General features: G+C 64.1%; 18 protein-coding genes. 7 read left to right on the top strand and 11 right to left on the bottom strand.

The features are described from left to right. Window positions 1-12: 12 nt before the first annotated feature. The 4 genes from AB688_RS15885 to ribBA all read right to left on the bottom strand — a co-directional run bounded on the left by AB688_RS15885 (window position 13) and on the right by ribBA (window position 4,091). The gene (locus tag AB688_RS15885) at window positions 13-822 is read right to left on the bottom strand and encodes an ABC transporter permease (protein WP_063545068.1); all 810 of its coding nucleotides are present in this window, start codon (window positions 820-822) and stop codon (window positions 13-15) included. A gap of 6 nt (window positions 823-828) precedes the next feature. Next, a complete protein-coding gene (locus AB688_RS15880; RefSeq protein ID WP_054890793.1) occupies window positions 829-1,746 on the bottom strand; it encodes an ABC transporter permease in 918 nt (305 codons plus the stop codon). Next, the gene (locus AB688_RS15875; RefSeq protein ID WP_063545067.1) at window positions 1,743-2,768 is read right to left on the bottom strand and encodes an ABC transporter substrate-binding protein; all 1,026 of its coding nucleotides are present in this window, start codon (window positions 2,766-2,768) and stop codon (window positions 1,743-1,745) included. The genes AB688_RS15880 and AB688_RS15875 overlap by 4 nt, the downstream gene beginning before the upstream one ends. A gap of 210 nt (window positions 2,769-2,978) precedes the next feature. Beyond that, window positions 2,979-4,091: a bifunctional 3,4-dihydroxy-2-butanone-4-phosphate synthase/GTP cyclohydrolase II gene (gene ribBA, locus AB688_RS15870; RefSeq protein ID WP_063545066.1), complete on the bottom strand. Its 1,113-nt coding sequence runs from the start codon at window positions 4,089-4,091 to the stop codon at window positions 2,979-2,981. 77 nt (window positions 4,092-4,168) lie between these two features. On the opposite strand from ribBA, the gene AB688_RS15865 reads away from it, so the two are divergent. Further along, window positions 4,169-4,462, top strand: a complete 294-nt coding sequence (locus AB688_RS15865; protein ID WP_063545065.1) for a DUF1330 domain-containing protein — start codon at window positions 4,169-4,171, stop codon at window positions 4,460-4,462. A 76-nt stretch (window positions 4,463-4,538) separates the two neighbouring features. Here the strand turns inward: AB688_RS15865 and AB688_RS15860 are convergent, their stop codons facing one another. From AB688_RS15860 to AB688_RS15850, 3 genes are all read right to left on the bottom strand, one after another. Beyond that, window positions 4,539-5,951: a purine-cytosine permease family protein gene (locus AB688_RS15860; protein WP_054890789.1), complete on the bottom strand. Its 1,413-nt coding sequence runs from the start codon at window positions 5,949-5,951 to the stop codon at window positions 4,539-4,541. A gap of 342 nt (window positions 5,952-6,293) precedes the next feature. Next, window positions 6,294-7,460, bottom strand: coding sequence for an MFS transporter (locus AB688_RS15855; protein WP_054890788.1), 1,167 nt, complete (start codon window positions 7,458-7,460; stop codon window positions 6,294-6,296). Beyond that, a complete protein-coding gene (locus AB688_RS15850; protein WP_054890787.1) occupies window positions 7,453-8,265 on the bottom strand; it encodes an alpha/beta fold hydrolase in 813 nt (270 codons plus the stop codon). The genes AB688_RS15855 and AB688_RS15850 overlap by 8 nt, the downstream gene beginning before the upstream one ends. A 123-nt stretch (window positions 8,266-8,388) precedes the next feature. Between AB688_RS15850 and AB688_RS15845 the strand changes: the two genes are divergently transcribed. The 6 genes from AB688_RS15845 (at window position 8,389) to AB688_RS15820 (ending at window position 14,424) form a co-directional block, all read left to right on the top strand. Beyond that, the gene (locus tag AB688_RS15845; protein WP_063545064.1) at window positions 8,389-8,895 is read left to right on the top strand and encodes a MarR family winged helix-turn-helix transcriptional regulator; all 507 of its coding nucleotides are present in this window, start codon (window positions 8,389-8,391) and stop codon (window positions 8,893-8,895) included. 25 nt (window positions 8,896-8,920) lie between these two features. Further along, window positions 8,921-9,859 carry a LysR family transcriptional regulator gene (locus AB688_RS15840; RefSeq protein WP_063545063.1) on the top strand — a complete coding sequence of 313 codons (939 nt, stop codon included), beginning with the start codon at window positions 8,921-8,923 and terminating at the stop codon, window positions 9,857-9,859. 298 nt (window positions 9,860-10,157) lie between these two features. Beyond that, on the top strand, window positions 10,158-11,090 hold the full coding sequence (locus AB688_RS15835) for a TauD/TfdA family dioxygenase (protein WP_063545062.1): 933 nt from the start codon (window positions 10,158-10,160) through the stop codon (window positions 11,088-11,090). Further along, window positions 11,087-12,571 (top strand): AMP-binding protein, encoded by a 1,485-nt coding sequence (locus AB688_RS15830; RefSeq protein WP_063545061.1) that lies wholly within the window; start codon window positions 11,087-11,089, stop codon window positions 12,569-12,571. The genes AB688_RS15835 and AB688_RS15830 overlap by 4 nt, the downstream gene beginning before the upstream one ends. Before the next feature lie 15 nt (window positions 12,572-12,586). Further along, on the top strand, window positions 12,587-13,186 hold the full coding sequence (locus AB688_RS15825) for a thermostable hemolysin (protein ID WP_054890782.1): 600 nt from the start codon (window positions 12,587-12,589) through the stop codon (window positions 13,184-13,186). 47 nt (window positions 13,187-13,233) lie between these two features. Beyond that, complete coding sequence (locus AB688_RS15820; RefSeq protein WP_054890781.1) at window positions 13,234-14,424, top strand: multidrug effflux MFS transporter; 1,191 nt, start codon at window positions 13,234-13,236, stop codon at window positions 14,422-14,424. A gap of 106 nt (window positions 14,425-14,530) precedes the next feature. On the opposite strand, the gene AB688_RS15815 is transcribed toward AB688_RS15820, so the two are convergent. The 4 genes from AB688_RS15815 to AB688_RS15800 form a co-directional block, all read right to left on the bottom strand. After that, complete coding sequence (locus AB688_RS15815) at window positions 14,531-15,034, bottom strand: GNAT family N-acetyltransferase (RefSeq protein WP_112898392.1); 504 nt, start codon at window positions 15,032-15,034, stop codon at window positions 14,531-14,533. Between the two features lie 77 nt (window positions 15,035-15,111). Continuing rightward, complete coding sequence (locus tag AB688_RS15810; RefSeq protein ID WP_063545060.1) at window positions 15,112-15,708, bottom strand: nucleotidyltransferase family protein; 597 nt, start codon at window positions 15,706-15,708, stop codon at window positions 15,112-15,114. A 52-nt stretch (window positions 15,709-15,760) separates the two neighbouring features. After that, entirely contained in the window at window positions 15,761-16,783 is a 1,023-nt protein-coding gene (locus tag AB688_RS15805) for an XdhC family protein (RefSeq protein WP_063545059.1), read from the bottom strand. Between the two features lie 10 nt (window positions 16,784-16,793). Continuing rightward, the gene (locus AB688_RS15800) at window positions 16,794-18,137 is read right to left on the bottom strand and encodes a c-type cytochrome (RefSeq protein WP_063545058.1); all 1,344 of its coding nucleotides are present in this window, start codon (window positions 18,135-18,137) and stop codon (window positions 16,794-16,796) included. Window positions 18,138-18,146: the final 9 nt, after the last annotated feature.

Raw genomic sequence — 18,146 nt, 5'->3', positions numbered from 1 at the left:
TGTCTCCGGCACTCAGGCGTTGGTTTCGTTGCGGCGGCGCAGGGCGCTGGCGATGAACATGACCAGCAGCGACAGGCCGATCAGCAGTGTCGAGGCGACGGCGATCACCGGGCTCAGGTCCTGGCGCAGGGTGGTCCACATCTTCACTGGCAAGGTCTGCAGGTCTGGGCTGGCCATCATCACGCTCAGCACGACCTCATCCCACGACACCAGGAAGGCGAACAGGCCGCCGGCGATCATGCCCGGGCGGATGGCCGGGAAGGTGACCTTGACGATCGCCTGCAGCCGCGAGGCGCCGCAGATCACCGCGGCATCCTCGATCGACTGGTCGAACAGCTTCAGCGAGTTGATGATCGAGATGATGGTGAAGGGCAGGGCGACGATCACGTGGCTGACCACGAAGGCGAACAGCGTGCCGGTATAGCCCAGCTTCAGGAACAGCGCGTAGACCGCGACCGCGATGATCACCAGCGGCACGATCATCGGCATGGTGAACAGGCCATAGAGCAGTTCGCGCCCGGGAAAGCGCCCGCGTACCAGGGCGAAGGCGGTCGGCAGGCCCAGGGCCACGGCGGCGAAGGTGGTCAGCACAGCCACCTTGAGGCTGGCCAGCGCGGCGTCCATCCACTCGGGGTTGGAGAAGAACTGGTCGTACCATTTGAAGGTCCAGCCGGGGGGCGGGAACACCAGCCACTGGGAGGAGCCGAACGACAGCAGGACGATGAACACCACCGGCAGCAGCAGGAAGGCGGCGATGATCCCGGTGGTCAGGTACAGGCCGGTGCGCAGCGGGCGACCCATGGCGTTGGGGGACAGGAGCATGAAGGATTACCTCGCATTGCCGACCGGGGATTCCGGCTGCAGCTTCAGGTACAGGTAGAAGAGCACCAGGGTGATCACCACCAGCAGTGCCGCGGCGGCGCTGGCCAGCCCCCAGTTCAGGAACGACTGCACCTGCTGGATGATGAACTCGGGCAGCATCATGTTCTGCGCACCGCCCAGCAATGCCGGGGTGACGTAGTAACCGAGCGACATCACGAACACCATCAGCGCACCCGAGAACAAGCCTGAACGGCACAACGGGATGAACACTTTCCAGAAATTGGTCCAGGGGCTTGCACCGCAGATCGAGCCTGCCTGCAGCACCATCGGGTCGATGGCCTGCATGGTCGCCTGCAGTGGCAGCACGATGAATGGGATCATGATGTAGCTCATGCCGATCACTACACCGGTGAGGTTGTGCACCATTTCCAGCGGCGCATCGATGATGCCCAGCGCCATCAGCAGCTTGTTGATCACTCCCGAGCCTTGCAGCAGCACCAGCCAGGAATAGGTGCGGGCCAGCAGGCTGGTCCACATGGACAGCAGCACGATGTTCAGCAGCCAACGCCCCCAGCCACGAGGCACCAAGGTGATCGCCCAGGCCAGCGGAAAGCCCAGCAATACGCTGATCACCGTCACCAGACCCGCCACCGAGAAGGTGTTGAACAGCACCCGCGCGTAGGCTGAGTTGGCGAACAGCTGCTCGTAGTTGCCCAGCCCAGGCACCGGCTCCAGCACCCCACGCAGCAGCAGGCCGATCAATGGCGCAAAGAAAAACAGGCCGAGGAACAACAGGGCCGGCAGCAGGTTGCGGCTGCCGCGCCAGCGCTGGCTCAGTGGCGGGCGGCGCACGGCCGCTCGCGGTGCGCCGGTGCCGGGGTCGGCACCTTGGGCATTGTGCAGGGCGTTGATGGCGACTTTCATTTGACCAGCCACTCATTCCAGCGCGCAGCGATTGCCTGGCCGTTCTTGGCCCAGTAGGCGAAGTCGAGGGTGACCTGGTCCTGGGCGTAGGCGGTTGGCAGGTTGGGTGCGAGTTTCTTGTCGAGCTCGGCGACGCTGTCGAGGTTCACCGGGGCGTAGGCGGTAAGGTTGGCGAAGTCGGCCTGGCCCTTGGCGCTGCTGGCGTTGGCCAGGAACTTCATGGCCGCGTCCTTGTTCTTGGCACCCTTGGGAATGACCAGGAAGTCGGCCATGACCAGGTTCTGCTTCCAGCTCACGCCCACCGGGGCACCATCCTGCTGCAGCGCGTAGACGCGCCCGTTCCAGAACTGCCCGAGCGCGGCTTCACCGGAGGCCAGCAATTGCTGGGACTGGGCACCGCCTCCCCACCAGACGATGTCTTTCTTGATGGTGTCGAGTTTCTTGAAGGCGCGGTCCAGATCCAGCGGGTAAAGCTTGTCGGCAGGTACGCCGTCGGCGAGCAGGGCCAGCTCCAGCACGCCGGGGCTCGGCCACTTGTACAGCGCGCGCTTGCCGGGGTAGGTCTTGGTGTCGAACAGCGCGCTCCAGTCGACCGGCTTGTTGGCCCCAAGCTTGCCCTCGTTGTAGCCGAGCACGAAGGAGAAGAAGAACGAGCCGACGCCATGGTCGGAGACGAAGCGCGGGTCGATGCGATCACGCTGGATGGTGGAGAAGTCGAGGGGTTCGAGCAGGCCTTCGCTGGCGGCACGCAGGGCGAAGTCGGCTTCGACGTCGACCACGTCCCATTGCACGTTGCCGCTTTCGACCATGGCCTTGAGCTTGCCGTAGTCGGTCGGGCCGTCCTGTACGACCTTGATGTTGCTGCCCTTGCTGAAAGGGTCGGCCCATGCCTGTTTCTGGGCGTCCTGGGTGGTGCCGCCCCAACTGACGAAGTTGAGGCTGTCGGCGGCCTGGGTGGCCTGGCAGGCCAGTGCCAGCAGGCTTGCGGACAGCACAGCGGTGACTCGTTTGCTCAACAGCATGGTTACGCCCTCGTTGCTTTTGTTATTCGAGGCGGGCTTTTGTCGCGCCCGCCAACTGTGTTCGGGAGCAGCTATCTCAGGTAATTCGTGGCCGTTGTGTGATTGTAGGTGCGGCCGGCAGATTCAAGGTCTACGGGATATCATATTATGGTATTCCAAACTTTTGGCAAGCGTTCGGTGTTACCAGTCATCCTGTCGGTGACGCAAGATTCAGTGAGCTTCGAATGGAATGCTCTGCACCACTTCCAGCTCATACCCCGCCAGCCCTGCGTACTTGAGCGGTGGGCCCAGGTGGCGCAGTTTGCCCACGCCCAGGTCCTGCAGGATCTGCGCGCCGGTACCCACCTCCGAGTACACCTTCGACTGACCGCGCTGGTAGGGGCGCTGTGGCTGGGTGAGTTGCGGCACGCGTTCGAGCAGGGCCTGGGAGGACTCATGGTTGGCGAGGATCACTACAACGCCGGCACCCTCTGCTGCGACCCGCTCCAGCGCCGCCCACAGTGTCCAATTAGCAGGGCCTGCATATTCAGCGCCGACCAGGTCGCGCAGCGGATCGATGACATGCACGCGTACCAGCGTCGGCTGCTCGCGGCGAATGTCGCCCATCACCATAGCCATGTGCACGCCACCTTCGATACGGTCCTCGAAGGTCACCAGTCGGAACGTGCCGTGGACCGTTGGCAACTCGCGCTCGCCAATGCGCTTGACCGTCTGTTCGGTGCTCAGGCGATAGTGGATGAGGTCGGCGATGGTGCCGATCTTGATGCCGTGGCGCTCGGCAAACAGCTCCAGGTCCGGGCGGCGGGCCATGGTGCCGTCGTCGTTGAGCACTTCGACGATCACCGAGGCCGGTGCGAAGCCTGCCAGGCGCGCCAGGTCGCAACCGGCTTCGGTGTGTCCGGCGCGGGTCAGCACGCCGCCTTCACGGGCGCGCAAGGGGAAGATGTGGCCAGGCTGGACCAGGTGCTCGGGGCGGGCGTCCGCGGCCATGGCGGCGGCCACGGTCCGCGCGCGGTCGGCGGCAGAGATGCCTGTGGTGACACCGCTGGCGGCCTCGATCGATACCGTGAACGCCGTGCTGAATACGCTGCCGTTGGTCGGTACCATCTGCTCAAGGCCCAGGCGTTGGCAGTGTTCGTCGGTCAGCGTCAGGCAGATCAGGCCGCGTGCTTCGCGGGCCATGAAATTGATCGCTTGCGCATCACAGCGCTCGGCGGCGATCAGCAGGTCGCCTTCGTTCTCCCGGTCTTCGTCGTCCACCAGCAGCACCATCTTGCCCTGGCGGTAGTCTTCGAGAAGGTTTTCGATGCTGTTGAAAGCCATGCTGCACGCTCACTGTGGTCAGGTGATTTTTATGGTATACCATAATACACAAATAACCCTGTACAGGAGAGCGACGGATGAAGGCTTACTGGATCGCCCATGTGGACGTTACCGACCCGGAGCAGTACCAGCAGTACACCCAGCGTGCGCCGGCGGCATTCGTGGCATTTGGCGGGCGCTTTCTGGCCCGGGGTGGCAAGAGCGAGGCGATGGAGGGGAGGGTGACACCGCAGCGCAGCGTGGTGATCGAATTCGACTCGTACGAGCAGGCGCTGGCCTGCTACCGGTCTGATCTGTATCAGGAGGCGTGCCGACATCGGCAGGGAGTGGCCAAAGCCGAGGTGATCATCGTCGAAGGGTTCGAGCCGTAGAGTCGCCCGATTCAGCCTAGAAAGGGCAGCACAAAAACCAGCTAGCCCTGCACAAATGCAGGGCTAGCGCTATGCATCAATGTCCGGCAGCGAGCTTGGCACCCACCTGGCGACGACGGTAGGCGCTGTCACGGCTGGCCAGCCACCAGTACAGCGGCGTGGTCACCGCCAACCCGACCAGCCACGACAGGTCGGCACCATTGATGTGTTCCGATACCGGGCCTACGTACAGCGGCGTGTTCATGAACGGAATCTGCACCACGATCCCGACGGCGTAGGCGATCAGCGCCTGCGGGTTGTAACGCCCGTAGATTCCGCCGTCGACCTTGAAGATCGACTGGATGTCGTACTCGCCCTTGTGGATGGCATAGAAGTCGATCAGGTTGATCGCGGTCCATGGCACCAGCACGACCAGCAGCACCAAGACCATGTCGACGAAGTGCCCAATGAAGTCGGACGAGGCGAAAACTGCCACCACGCTGCACGCGGCCAGCACGATCAGCGAGAGCACGGCGCGGGTCTTGGCGGTCGGGATCCAGCGATAGGCGAAGGTCTGCACCAGGGTGATGATCGACAGCACCGCACCATACAGGTTGAGCGCGTTGTGGCTGATCACGCTGAGCAGGAACAGCACCAGCATCAGCGGGCCGATGGCGCCGGTGGCCAGCTTCACGGCGTCCATGGTGTCCATCCCGGCGGGGATCGCCAGCACGGCGACTGCGCCGAAGATGAACGACAGGCTCGAACCCAGGGCTGAGCCCAGGTAGGTGGTCCAGAAGGTCGACGACACTTTCACGTCGGCCGGCAGATAGCGCGAGTAGTCCGACACGTATGGGGCGAAGGCGATCTGCCACAGCGCCGCCAGCGACACGGTGGCCAGCCAGCCGGAGATGTTGAAGCTGCCGCGGGTCAGGAAGTCATCGCTCTGCACGTGGGTGAAGATGTAGCCGAAGCCGACCACGATGCCGATGCCCAGCACCCAGGTGCCGATGCGGTTGAGCACGTGGATGAAGCGGTAGCCGATGATGCCGATGATCCCCGAACCCAGGGCGCCGATGACGATGCCTACCGGCACCGGCACGCTTTCGACCACGCCATGCAGCGATTTGCCGGCCAGCACGATGTTGGAAGCGAAGAAGCCGATGTACATCACCCCCGCGATCACCACCACCAGCAGGGCGCCGAGGGTGCCGAACTGGGCGCGGCTCTGGATCATCTGCGGGATGCCCATCTGCGGGCCCTGGGCCGAGTGCAGGGCCATCAGCACACCGCCGACCAGATGGCCGACCAGGATGGCGACGATGCCCCAGATCAGGTTGAGGTGGAACAGCTGTACGCCCAGGGCGCCGGTGACGATGGGCAGCGGCGCGATGTTGCCGCCGAACCACAGGGTGAACAAGTCCTTTACCTTTCCATGGCGGTCTTCGGGGGGCACGTATCCGATCGTGTGTTTTTCTATGAGAGGTGCCGATGTGGCTGCGCTGGTCATGACGGACTCCAAGGCAAGGATGGGCACTTCACAGGTGCCCGGATGCGCGTCGGCAAAAGGCGACGCTTTCTTGTTGGAAGCGATCATGGGGCGTGGGCGCAGATGGATAAATTAGTAAATATGTGCTCATGAACGTTAAAAAAACTAAGTTCGCGAATGGGGCACGATAGACCGTCGCAAAGGCTGTGCCACCGGGCTGCAGCGCGCATGGGACGGGGTAGGTGGGAGGCGGTTGCGGCGCCGTTGCACTAAAAGAGTGCCTTGCGCGCACAGGTGGGGCGGGTCAGGAAAAATCGGCGAGGGCGTTCGGGGCGCTGGAACGCGCCCCGGAGAGGAGGAGGATCAAGCCTGGGCGACCACTGTTCGCTGGCTGAGCGGCCGGAGCAGGGCGCTCAAGGCAAGCAACAACACAGCCCCGCCACCCATGACGGCCCAGGCCCAGTGCAGCGAGCTGAACTCATCGCGCACCAGGCCGGCCACCACCGGCATCGAGGCTGCAATCAGGTAGCCACCCCCTTGCACGAAGGCCAGCAGCGACCCGGCTTCGGCCGGTGAGCGTGCATGATCGAGGGTGACGATCAGCGACAGCGGGAACAAGGCACCGATGCCCAAACCCAGGCACAGGATGGCCAGGGCGGTCAGTTGCAGCGGCGCCGTCATCAGGCAGGCCAGCCCGCCGATCAGCAGCAGGATCACCAGCGCCAAGGGTTGACGGCGATCCGGGAAACGATGAATCAGCGCCGACACCAGCAAACCGGCGATGACCTCGGTAATGGTCAGCGCGCCGAGCAGGTAGCCGGCACTTTTCGCTGTCCAGCCCAGCTCGACGTAGAACGGGGGTAGCCAGGCGAGCACCAAGGTGTATGCCCCGGTTCCAATCCCGAAAAACACCAGCAGCAACCAGGCCCGGCCACTGCGCCAGGGCAGGCCGGCCGCCGTGGGGTAGGCATGGACGTTGCCTGCGGCGAGCAGCCAGGCGATCAACGCGATCATGGCCGGAATGGCGGCATAGCCGAGGGTGAGGTTCCAGCCCAGCTTGCCCGCGCTGGGAGCAGCAATCGCGGCGGCGATGGCTGCACCGCCCATGATCCCCGTAGTGAACAGCCCCATGAGCATCCCTGCGCTTTGCGGGTGGTTGCGCTTGATGAATGCAGGCATCAGCGACTGAATCACGGCAATGCCGACGCCACCTACGGCAGCGCTGGCGATCAGTGCGCTAGATGACTCGACATAGGTACGTACCGCGCAAGCCGCAGCAATCAGGGTCATGCCGATGGCCACGCCCTTGACCTCGCCGAGCAGGCGCAGCAGCCAAGGGCCGGCGAGGGCGAACAGGCCCATCATCATCACCGGCAGTGTGGTCAGCAAACCGCCCTGGAAGTTGCTCAGGCCCAGGTCGCGCTGTAGCAGATCGAGCAGCGGGCCGACCGAGGCCATGATCGGCCGCAGGTTGATGCCGACCAGAATCGCCAGCAGCACTACGCTGGCCTTGGAGGGTGTATCACCCATGTCGCTGTTGCTCCTGCAGGAAACCACTGAGTGCCCGGTTGAAGGCCGGGGCATGGGAAACGTTGAAGACATGGCCGTCGCCTGGAAGAGTGATGAGCTGGGCGTGAGCAATACGGCTGGCAATGGCCTCGGCCTCGCCAGGTGGGCTGATGCGGTCGCCGTCGGTGCCAAGTACCAGGGTGGGCGCCTGGATGTGTGACAGTCGATCGTTCAGGTCGTAGGTTTTCATACCCTCGCACCAGTGGATCTGGCAGCGCGCCCGCTGCATCGCGGCCTGGGCATGCCAGGCCTGGTAAAGGCTCTGCCCCTGGCTGGAGGCGGCGAAGGAACTGCCGACCAGTTGTGGCCATGTTGTCTTGAAGCGCTTCAGGCAGCCGTCCGGCTGGCGAAGGTTTTCGGCCCACTCATCGAGCTGTTGATGGCGCGCGGTGCTGCTCATGCTGGCGAAGGACGCGGCCACCACCAGTTTGTCCACGGCATCGGGGTAGGCGCAGGCCAGTTCCAGGGCAATCATGCCGCCCAGCGAAAGCCCGATGAGCTGAGTGCTGGCCAGCCCGAGGTGATCCAGCAGTGCGATCAGCTCCTGGGCTTGCAGATGAGGCGTGATGTGTTCCGGCGCATTGCTGGACGCGCCATGGCCGAGCAGGTCCGGTACGATGACGCGATGGCCCAGGCGCAGCAGGGCCCCGACCTGGTCTGTCCAGGCGCGGCCACTGTTGCCCAGCCCGTGCAGGAGCAGGGTGGGGGTGCCGGCCCCGGCGTCAAAGTAGTAATAGCGATTTCGGTTGTGTTCGAAGAACGCCATGTTCCCTCCCGATTCATACCTCGTGCATATCAAGATAACTTAACGTTAAGATACTTGGAAGGTGCCGGGGTGCGGCAGGGATGTGGCCCTTGGGGAGTTCAGGGTGAACGGACGGTTATGCCAATGAAAGATCATGTCGATTTCGTCGTCGCGCAATGGGCGCAGGCGATGCCCTCCGTGGATGCTTCGTCCATGGAGGTCTTCGGGCGCATGGCGCGCCTGCAGAAACACCTCGAGCGCCGCCGTTGCGCGGTGCTCGAGCAGTACGGTTTCAAGGAGGGGGAGTTCGATGTCATGGCGACCTTGCGCCGCTCCGGTGCACCGTACCAGTTGACCCCGACCGAGCTGTACAACTCGTTGTTGATCACCTCCGGGGCGATGACCAATCGTCTGAGCCGCCTCAAGGAGGCGGGCATGGTCGAGCAGATCCACGACCCTGCCGACAAGCGCAGCTACAAGGTGGCGCTGACCGCAGCAGGGCTTGCGGCTATCGAGAAAGCGGTTTTCAGCCACACCGATCTGCAGAACCAGTTCCTCGCTCCGCTGCGGATCGAGGAACGCGAAGCTCTCGCGCAGATGCTCAAGTTGATGCTGGCCAAGCTTCCCGAAGACGTCGATCCCATTCCATGAACATGATGACCCAGGAGGGGCCTGCATGCTTCACAGCAATTATCTGAAGCAGCTGGACCTGCAAGACATCGTGGTGTTTCTCAACTTGCTGGAATATCGCAGTGCCAAGCGCACCGCCGAACTGATGAACGTCAGCCAGCCCACGGTGAGCTACTGCCTCAAACGCCTGCGCGGCTGTTTCGACGACACCCTGTTCGCCTCCTCGCAGGGTTTGTTGCAGCCAACCGCCAAGGCGGAAAAGATCGCACCCTACCTGCGCGTGGTGATCGAGTCGGTCAACCGCTGCGCCGAGGATGCCCCCTCCGGCGATGGCGTCGCTGCCCCGAGGATCTGGCGCCTGTGCGCGCCGGAATACTTCGAGCTGGCCTTTCTGCCCCAGGCCCTGGCGACCTTGTCGAGCAATCACCCCAATACCTCCCTGCACCTCGATCGGCTAAGCCGCGACTTGCCGGTGGACCGGCTGATTTCCGGCGATATCGACCTGGCCATCGGCTTCGGCCCGAGTTACCACCAATTGCACCCCGAGCTGCAATGGCAGCCGGTGCTCAGCGATGGTTTCGTCTGCCTGACCAGCCAGCGTGGGCTTGCGCTGGACGGGGCGATGAGCCTGGATGAGTTCTGTGCTTCGGCCCATGTCTTTCCTACGCCGTGGATCTCGGAGAAGAACATGGTCGATAGCTGGCTGGAGAAAATAGGCCGCACGCGCAATGTGCTGGTGCGGGCGAACGGCTACCAGGCCTGCGTCAACATCCTGGCCGCCGTTCCCTCGACCTTGGCCTTGCCGGCGCGCTTGCTGCCACACCTGCGTATCCCCGAGGGGGTGAGGGTGTGTCAGCCACCGATGGGGTTTCCGGTGTTCACGGTAGATATGATCTGGTCGCGTGATCGAGGGCTGGGTGCGGATGTCTCCAGTTTGCGCAGGTTGATCCAGGATGTGGCGGGGGACCTGCTCCGCGCAGGGTGACACAGGTTTTTGACACGGATTGCAGGCGCTCAGGATGAGTGAACATTCAGTGGTTACAGGGCCATTTGCGGCCTCTTCGCGCAAAGCCATGCCTATCGGCAGCGCTTGCTCGGGTGCGATGTTTCGTGCCCCGACAAACGCTCCCCCCTGTGCGTTCCGTCGCACGGCCGCACTTTTAATTTTTCATCACGGCTTTAGGTTTCTTAAAACCAGCACCCACGACATTTCCCCTAACGTGTTTTCGTCAGGCGGCGGACGGCCTGCCTGTCTGTAATCCATTTCCCAAGGAAGATGTCAGATGTTGGCCCACACTCAAGCTAAAGCTCTACCTTTCTATCGTCATCCCACGCCGTGCTACGGCTTCGAATGTGTCTATGCCGTCGAACCGGGACTGCGCGTCTTCGACTCGATGGACACTGCGGCACTCTATGAAGACCTGGCCCATAGCGGCGCGGTGATCTACCGCGACTTCAGCGACTCGCTCGAAGACTTCAACGATTTCGTCAGCGCGCATTCCTCCCGGGTCACCTTCGATCCCGCGCGCAAGGCCGCCACGGCCAATACCGCCGAGATCGAAGCAGGCGTTCACGAGATGGGGCTGCACCGGGAGAACGGCAATTTGCCGTTCAACCCGGACCTGCAGTGGTTCTACTGCCTGGAAGCGGCGTCGGTCGGCTCCGAGACCACGTTGTGCGATGGCGAGCGAGTGCTGTTCGACCTCTCCCCGAAAACCCGTAAGAGCTTCGAATCCCGTGCCATTCGCTATGCGCGTCGCATTCCCTGGCACAACGTGCGGCGCTTCCTGAGCATCGAGCTGCAATTGCCGATCGACAGCGTCACCGACGAGCACTTGCAGCAGGTCAACGACCAGGTGGCCGGCCAGACCTACCGTCGCATCGACCAGAACCTGATCGCCTCCGAATTGGTGATCAGCGCGGTGGAGACCAGCTGCTTCAGTGGTCGCAAGGCCTTCTGCAATTCGATGCTCGGCCCTAGCGTCAACTACGAGCCGCCACGCATCACCTGGGCCGACGGCGAGGAGATCGCCCTTGAAATCTGGGACGAGATCAAGGAAGTCACCGCCCGTAACACCTACAGCCACTTCTGGAAGAAGGGCGACATCGTGGTCATCGACAACACCCGCGTGATGCACGGTCGCCGTCGCCTCGACGATATCAGCCGACGCATCTTCGGTGCCCAGAGCTATCGCATCGGGGGTAACGGCCAATGATCAGCCAGAAAATGCAGCACTACCTGACCACCAGCACTGACCGCGTGGTGATCCGCGAAATGCACGGGCGCGACTACACCCTGCATGGCCTGCGCGATGACGTCGAACGCCTGGCCCAGGCCCTGCAGGCTCGGGTCGGCAACTGCGAGCGCAAGGTGTTCGGTATTGCGATGCGCTCATGCTATGAGTGGGTGTACACCCTGTTGGCAATCCAGAAGGTCGGTGGTGTGTTGCTGCCGGTGCCCATCGAGTTTTCCGACGATCAGATCGGTAGCCTGCTCGGCAAGGCCGCCGCCGTGTTCGTCAGCGATGAGCCGACCGCCCGGCGCCTGCACCGCATCCTGCCGGACAAGCCCAGCTTCATCCCCCGGCAACTGATGATCCAGTCCACTGACACGCCCTGGGCCCAGGACGACGAACTGATCCCCGCCGGTATCGTCTCGGTGATCCACACCTCGGGTACCACCTCCAAGCCCAAGGGCGTGATGATTCGCGACGCGGCCGTGGGGCTGCTGGTCGACAACGTGATGAAGCGCTTGCCGCAGCAGCCGCTGCACTACTTCTCGATCGTGCCGATGAGCCTGCTGATCGAGCAGGTGCTGGGTGTGTTCATTCCGATCCTGTCCGGTGGCACCCTGACCCTGATGCCCGAGGGCGTCACCGAGTATGGCGCGGCCAGTGGCAATGCCCGTCATTACCTGGAGTTGATCGCACCCAATCACCCCAACTTCCTCTACCTGCCGCCCAAGCTGCTGGAAGAGGCCAACCTGCTGCTTGAGCAGGGTGCGAGTGTCGAGGACCTGTTCGGCCCCGCCAATCCGCACATCATCACCGGCGGCGCGAAGATCCCGGCCACGGTGCTCCAGGCCCTGGATGCCAGCGGTGTGCAAGTGTTCGAGGCCTATGGGCTGAGCGAGAACTCCTCGATCATCTCGCTGAACTCGCCTGCAGAGCGGCGCATCGGCTCGGCCGGCAAGCTGCTCGACGGCATCGAGCCCAAGCTGGTCGACGGCGAGTTGCTGGTGAAGACGCCGACCCTCTGCGCGGGTTACTACAACGCCGACGACACGGCCTGCGACCTGTCCGACGGCTACCTGCACACCGGCGATATCGCCGAGTTCCGTGACGGTTTCCTGTACATCACCGGGCGCAAGAAGCACGTGATCATCCTCTCGACGGCACGCAACATTTCGCCTGAGTGGGTGGAGAACGTCTACAAGGAGAGCCCGCTGGTCGACGACATGATCGTCATGGGCGAAGGGCGCGACGAGCCGTGCGCCATCATCCTCAGCACTGCGAGCCCTGCCAGCGTGCAGGACGAGATGGCGCGCCTGGAGCACCGCCTTGCGGACTTCGCACGGGTGCGACGCATGCAGGTCGTCGGCGACATCGCAGGGTTTCGTGACCAGTTCTACACGGTCACCGGACGACCGCGGCGCGCCGAGATCGAAGCGCGGTTCATCGATCAACTGTACGCCTAGGACGGGACGTCGCCCATGTACATCGTGCGCAATTTCTACAAGGGTCGCCCCGGCTACCGCTGCCTGCAGGAGGCGGTACGGGGTCATTACCTCAAGCACTACGAGGCAACGCCCGTGCCGCAGCCTGACCTGTTCGTCTGCCTGACCGGCTCCACCGGCGGGGCGCCGGGCTACGCCTGTGCCGGCATCAGCTACGGCGACTCCGGCAAACTGTTCAGTGAGTACTACCTGGACCAAACGCTGGATGAACGCTACGCCATCGACCGCGCGCGTATCGCGGAGATTGGTGCTTTCGCCTCGTTCCAGAGCGGCAGCGGTGCTGGCAAGTACCTGCTCGACAACGTCATCCGCACCCTGGCCCTGCGCAACTTCGGCCTGGTGGTGCTGACCGCGACGCCGCAGGTCCAGCAACTGCTGGCAGCGATTGTCGACAACCTCGACGACCTGGGCCAGGCCGATCCACGCCGGGTCAAGGACCCCAGTGTCAACTGGGGGACCTACTACGACCAGGCACCGCGCGTACTGGTTTCGCGCCTGTCCTCGCCCAGTGCCTGGCTGAAGGCGCCGACACCTTCCATCCCGCCACCGCAGTTCGCCCACCAGGCGTCTGTCTGACCCATGTGCGTGCCGGGCGCTTCGCTGCCCGGCACGCCGGAGATCCTATGCACGCCAACACGCGTTATGAAAACTTCATCGTCTTCCTGGCTCCCCTGGTCAACAGCCTGGGGGGCATCGCCATCGACCTGTATGCGCCGAGCCTGCCGTCCATCGGGCGCGAACTCGGGGCGGGGCCTGCGCTGATGCAGAACACCATTACCATCACGCTGCTGTTCTATGCCCTGGGGCAGCTGTTCTTCGGCGTGATGGCCGACGCGCGCGGGCGGCGACCTGCCGTACTGCTGGGCCTGGGTGTGTTCGTGGTCGGCAGCCTGCTGGCGACCGCCGCGACGTCCATCGAGATGCTGCTGCTGGCGCGTGCGCTGCAGGGCTTTGCCATTGGCGCCTGCCAGGTCGTTGCCCGTGCTGTGCTGGTCGACGTCGTCAAAGGCCCGCGCTTCTACGTCGCGATCATCTACCTCAGCCTGGCGTTCGGCCTGGGGCCCGTCATCGCGCCCTATATCGGTGGGCTGATCGAGGTGCATTTCGGCTGGCGCTACAACTTCGTGCTGTATGCCGCCTATGCCGTCATGGTCCTGGCTTTCGTCGTTGCCGGGCTCAAGGAGTCGCTGCCCGCCAGTGCCCGCCGCGGCGCCTTGCAGACAGTGGTCGGCTATCGGTTCATTCTGGCCGACAGACGCTTCCGTGCTTCGGTGGTGGTACTCGGCGCGAGCTTTTCCGCATTCTTGCTGTGGAACGTGTTCGGGCCGCATATCGTCCAGGATGTGCTCGGCCATGACGCGCATTACTTCGGCACCACGGCGCTGGGGGTGGGGTGCTGCTATCTGGTCGGCACGCTGACCAACCGTGCGCTGGTGCGCATCGTCTCACCCGATACCCTGATGTGGAGTGGGTTGGCGCTGTTTCTGCTCGGGGTGCTGTGCATCGCGGCGGCTGCCGACACCTTGAGCCTGGTGAACATTCTTGCTGGCATCATGCTGATCGCCTTCGGCCAGGGCTTTATCTTCTCCAATGCCATGGCCCGCTCGATGGCACTGTTTCCCGACCGCGCCGGGGTGGCTGCGAGCTTGCAGGGCTGCTTGATGCTGGTGTTCGGTTCGATTGCCTCGGCGACGGTCAGCGGCTTCGGGTTGGAGTCGAACCTGCCGATCGCCGGGGTGTTCGCGGTACTGATGCTGGTATCTTTTTCCGGGATGCTGGGGGCACGGGTGGCGCGCCAGGCGTCCTTGGCCTAGGGGCTTGCACGAGTCGTATAGCGCGCCCGATCAATCCAGTGGCCGGGCCAGCAGACGGTCCAGCCACTGGGCATAGGCAGCAAGCGCTGCCGGCCTCGCGCAACCGTCACCCCAGTGCTTCGTGCTCTTGCTTGTACAGTTGCAGGCCACGGGCCTGATAGTTGGCCAGAGCGGCGGGGTGGTCGAGGCTGCAGGTGTGCACCCAGACCCGCCGCGTGCCGGGCCACTCCCAGGCGCTGCGGATGGCCTGGCTGAGCAGCGGGCCGCCGAAGCCCTTGTCAAGAAACTGCGGGGCGAGGCCGAAGTAGCGGATCTCGGCGTTCTCGCCGTCGGGGCGGTGCAGTTCGTAGTAGCCGGCGATGGCGCCACGGTAGTAGGCGACCCAGGTGCGGTGGCAGTCCTGGCCGACAACCGCCAGCCACTGCTCGTCGCTCCAGCTGTTCAGGTCGTTCCAGCCCCAGGCCTTGCCCACCAGTTGGTAGAGGAAACGGTTGAGCTGCGGTTGGACGACTTCGCACTCGACGATCGTCAGGCCATCGGGAACAGGCTTGCTGCGCAGGGCGTGCGCAGAGGTCATTTCCAGGTAGTAGGTGGTCAGCGTGGTGGTCACCGGCGGGGCTCCAGGTCGGGGGCAAGCCCGCTAGCGTACCTGCCAGGACGTGAGGATCAAAGCCTGTCGGCCTTTACTCAAGCCGATGTAGGCGGGATATCGGTGGGTGTATCGACATCGCGCAGGATGCCAGGGTCGTCGAGATCCAGCACAAGACAGGCGTGAGGGTTGGCTTCGATGACCGGTCGCCCACCCTGGTCACCGTGCAGGCGGGTGAGGGCCGCCCAGAAATGACGCCCGAAGATGACCGGATGGCCACGTCGGCCTTGGTAGCACGGCAGGAGGATACGCTCGGCAGCGAGGTGACCGAGCAGGTGTTCGAAGGTGCGTGGTGCGATCCACGGCATATCGCCAAGCAGCACGGCCACGGCCGGGGCATCGATGCTGGCCAGGGCCGTGATGCCGGCCGCGAGGCTCGCTCCCATGCCATCAGCTGCCTGTGCGGCGCGTACGATGTGGACTTGCGCATCGATGCCCAGAGTTTGCGGATCATCGTCGCAGCGCACCACCACATACACCGGGTCGAAACAGGCTTGTACCTGTTTCAAGGTGCTGGCCAGTAGTCCCTGTCCATCCGCGAGCAAGGCCTTGCGCTTGTCGCTGCCAAAGCGCGTGCCGCGTCCGGCGGCGAGCACAAGGGCGGCGCAGCGAGCTCTGGCTTGGGGTTCGGTCATGGTGGGTTGTCCGAGTGTGACGGCATGGAAAGCTCGCAAGCATACCGCAGGGTCAGGTGGCAGGCAGTGTCTGTTCCCGCGCCTGCTTGGCCTTGGTGACGTTCACTGCACCAGGCAGTTCGACGCCGTTCTTGGCGGCGAGGATCTCGGCCATCACACTCACGGCAATTTCGGCTGGGGTCTTGCTGCCGATGTAGATGCCGATGGGGCCGTGCAGGCGCGCAAGGCTGGCATCGGACTCACCGAAGTGCTCGATCAGCCGCGCGCGACGCTGCTGGCTGTTGCGCCGCGAGCCGATGGCACCGATATAGAAAGCCGGGCCATGCAGCGCTTCGAGCAGGGCCAGGTCGTCGAGCTTGGGGTCGTGGCTGACCGCGACGATGCAGGTGCGCACGTCCGGGGCGAAGTCGCGCACGACATCGTCGGGCATGCCGACCAGACACTCGACACCGGCCACGTTCCAGCCGTCGATGTACTCGGGCCGAGGGTCGCAGACCGAAACACGAAAACCATTGAACAGGGCCATGGTCGCCAGGTATTCGGCCAGGGCGCCCGCGCCGATCAGCAGCAGTCGATAACCTGGACCCAGGGTGCTTGCCATGTGCTCGCCATCAACGCTGAACTGCTCCGGGGCAGCACTGGGGAGGAGGGTGGCCGCGCCACTGTGCAGGTCGAGCTGACGGCGCACCAGTTGGCCGCTGTCGAGCTGCTCAAGCAGTTGGGCCAGCGACTGCCACGATGGCGAAAACTCCAGAATCAGCTCAAGCGTGCCGCCACAGGGCAGCCCGAAGCGATGGGCCTCGTCGGCGGTAACGCCGTAGCGCACCCGCTGTGGGGTGCTGTCAGGCAGGCCGGGGCCACCGTAGGCGGTGGTGTAGCGGTGGATCAGGTCGTCTTCGATGCAGCCGCCGGAGACGCTGCCGACCACACGCCCGTCGCTGCGCAAGGCCATCATCGAGCCGACCGGGCGTGGTGACGAACCCCAGGTACGGGCGACGGTGGCCAGTAGCACGCGGTGGCCGGCTTGCAGCCAGTCCCGAGCGGTACGCAGGACCAGCAGGTCGATACTTTCCATGGGCGCTCCTTCAACGCATATGCAGCACGATCGGGCTGCTGCTGGCAGGGTCGGTATGTTCACGCAGCTTGGCCACCGCCTGTGCATCGACCGCACCACCGGTATTACCCCAGGTCGTACGGACGAAGCTCAGCACTTCGGCGATCTCCTGGTCCGACATCTGTTCACGCAGCGCGGGCATGCGGTAGGCATCCGGCACCCCGGCGGCGACGATACGCTGCGAGCCGTTGAGGGTGATATTGATTGCCGAGGCGTTTTCCTTGGCCAGCATCGAGGTCGCGCCGGCCAGTGGCGGAATCCACTCGGCCTGGCCCTGGCCGTCAAGGCCATGGCACGACGCGCAGCGGGTCACGTAGCTGTGTGCGCCCGGGGCATCGAGGCGGGTAGCCGCCGACACGGCCTGATACTGCCAGGGGGCGCCGTCGCGCTGGGGGTCGCCCGGCAGCGACTTCAGGTAGCGGGCTATCGCGCCCAGGTCGTCGTCGCTCATGAACTGCGTGGAGTTGTTGAACGCCTCGGTCATCGAACCGTACACCACCGCATGTTTGTTGCGACCGGTCTTGAGGAACTGCACGATCTCGGGTTCGCTCCAGCGCCCAAGCCCGGTGTTGTGGTCCTGACGCAGGCTCGGCGCGTACCAGCCGTCGAGCAGGGCTCCGGCGAGAAACGCCTTGCCGGAGTCGTCCAGCGCCTTCTCGTTGAAGGCAAGGCCACGTGGCGTATGGCAACTGCCGCAGTGGCCCGGGCCCTGGACGATATAGGCGCCGCGGTTCCACAGGGGGTCTTCGGTGGGCTTTTCAGCGTAGGGCTTGTCGGCGGCGAACAGGCCGTTCCACAAGGCGATCGGCCAGCGCAGGTTCAGCGGCCAGGGAATATCGCTGGGGATATTGGCCTGGTCTGACGGCTGCACGCCCTTCATGAAGAAGGCATAGAGCGCCCTCATGTCGTCATCGCTGAGCTTGGCGTAGGACGGGTAGGGCATGGCCGGGTACAGCCGGCGCCCGCCCGGCGCGACGCCGTGGCGCACGGCGCGGTCGAAGTCGGCGAGGCTGTAGCTGCCGATACCGTTGTTGCGGTCCGGGGTGATGTTGGTGGCATGGATCGCGCCCAAGGGTGTTGCCATTTCCAGGCCGCCGGCGAACGGCGCCTTGCCCGGCAGGCTGTGGCACGCCACGCAGTCGCTCAGGCGCGCGACGTATTCGCCGCGGGCGATCAGCGCCTGGTCGGGGCTTGGGGTTTCCTGCTCGAAGGGCGAGGTGACCTCGCGGGTGACATACCAGGCCAGCAGGCCTGCCGCGACAAGGCACGGCAGCGCGAGCCAGCGGGTGGTGGTTACCAGTCGGCTGTTTTTCATGAGGGCTTC

The organism is Pseudomonas putida (genome assembly GCF_001636055.1).
GTDB classification, from domain to species: domain Bacteria; phylum Pseudomonadota; class Gammaproteobacteria; order Pseudomonadales; family Pseudomonadaceae; genus Aquipseudomonas; species Aquipseudomonas machongensis.
The sequence above is the reverse complement of the archived record's forward strand: the minus strand, read 5'-3'. Positions and strand labels throughout refer to the sequence as shown.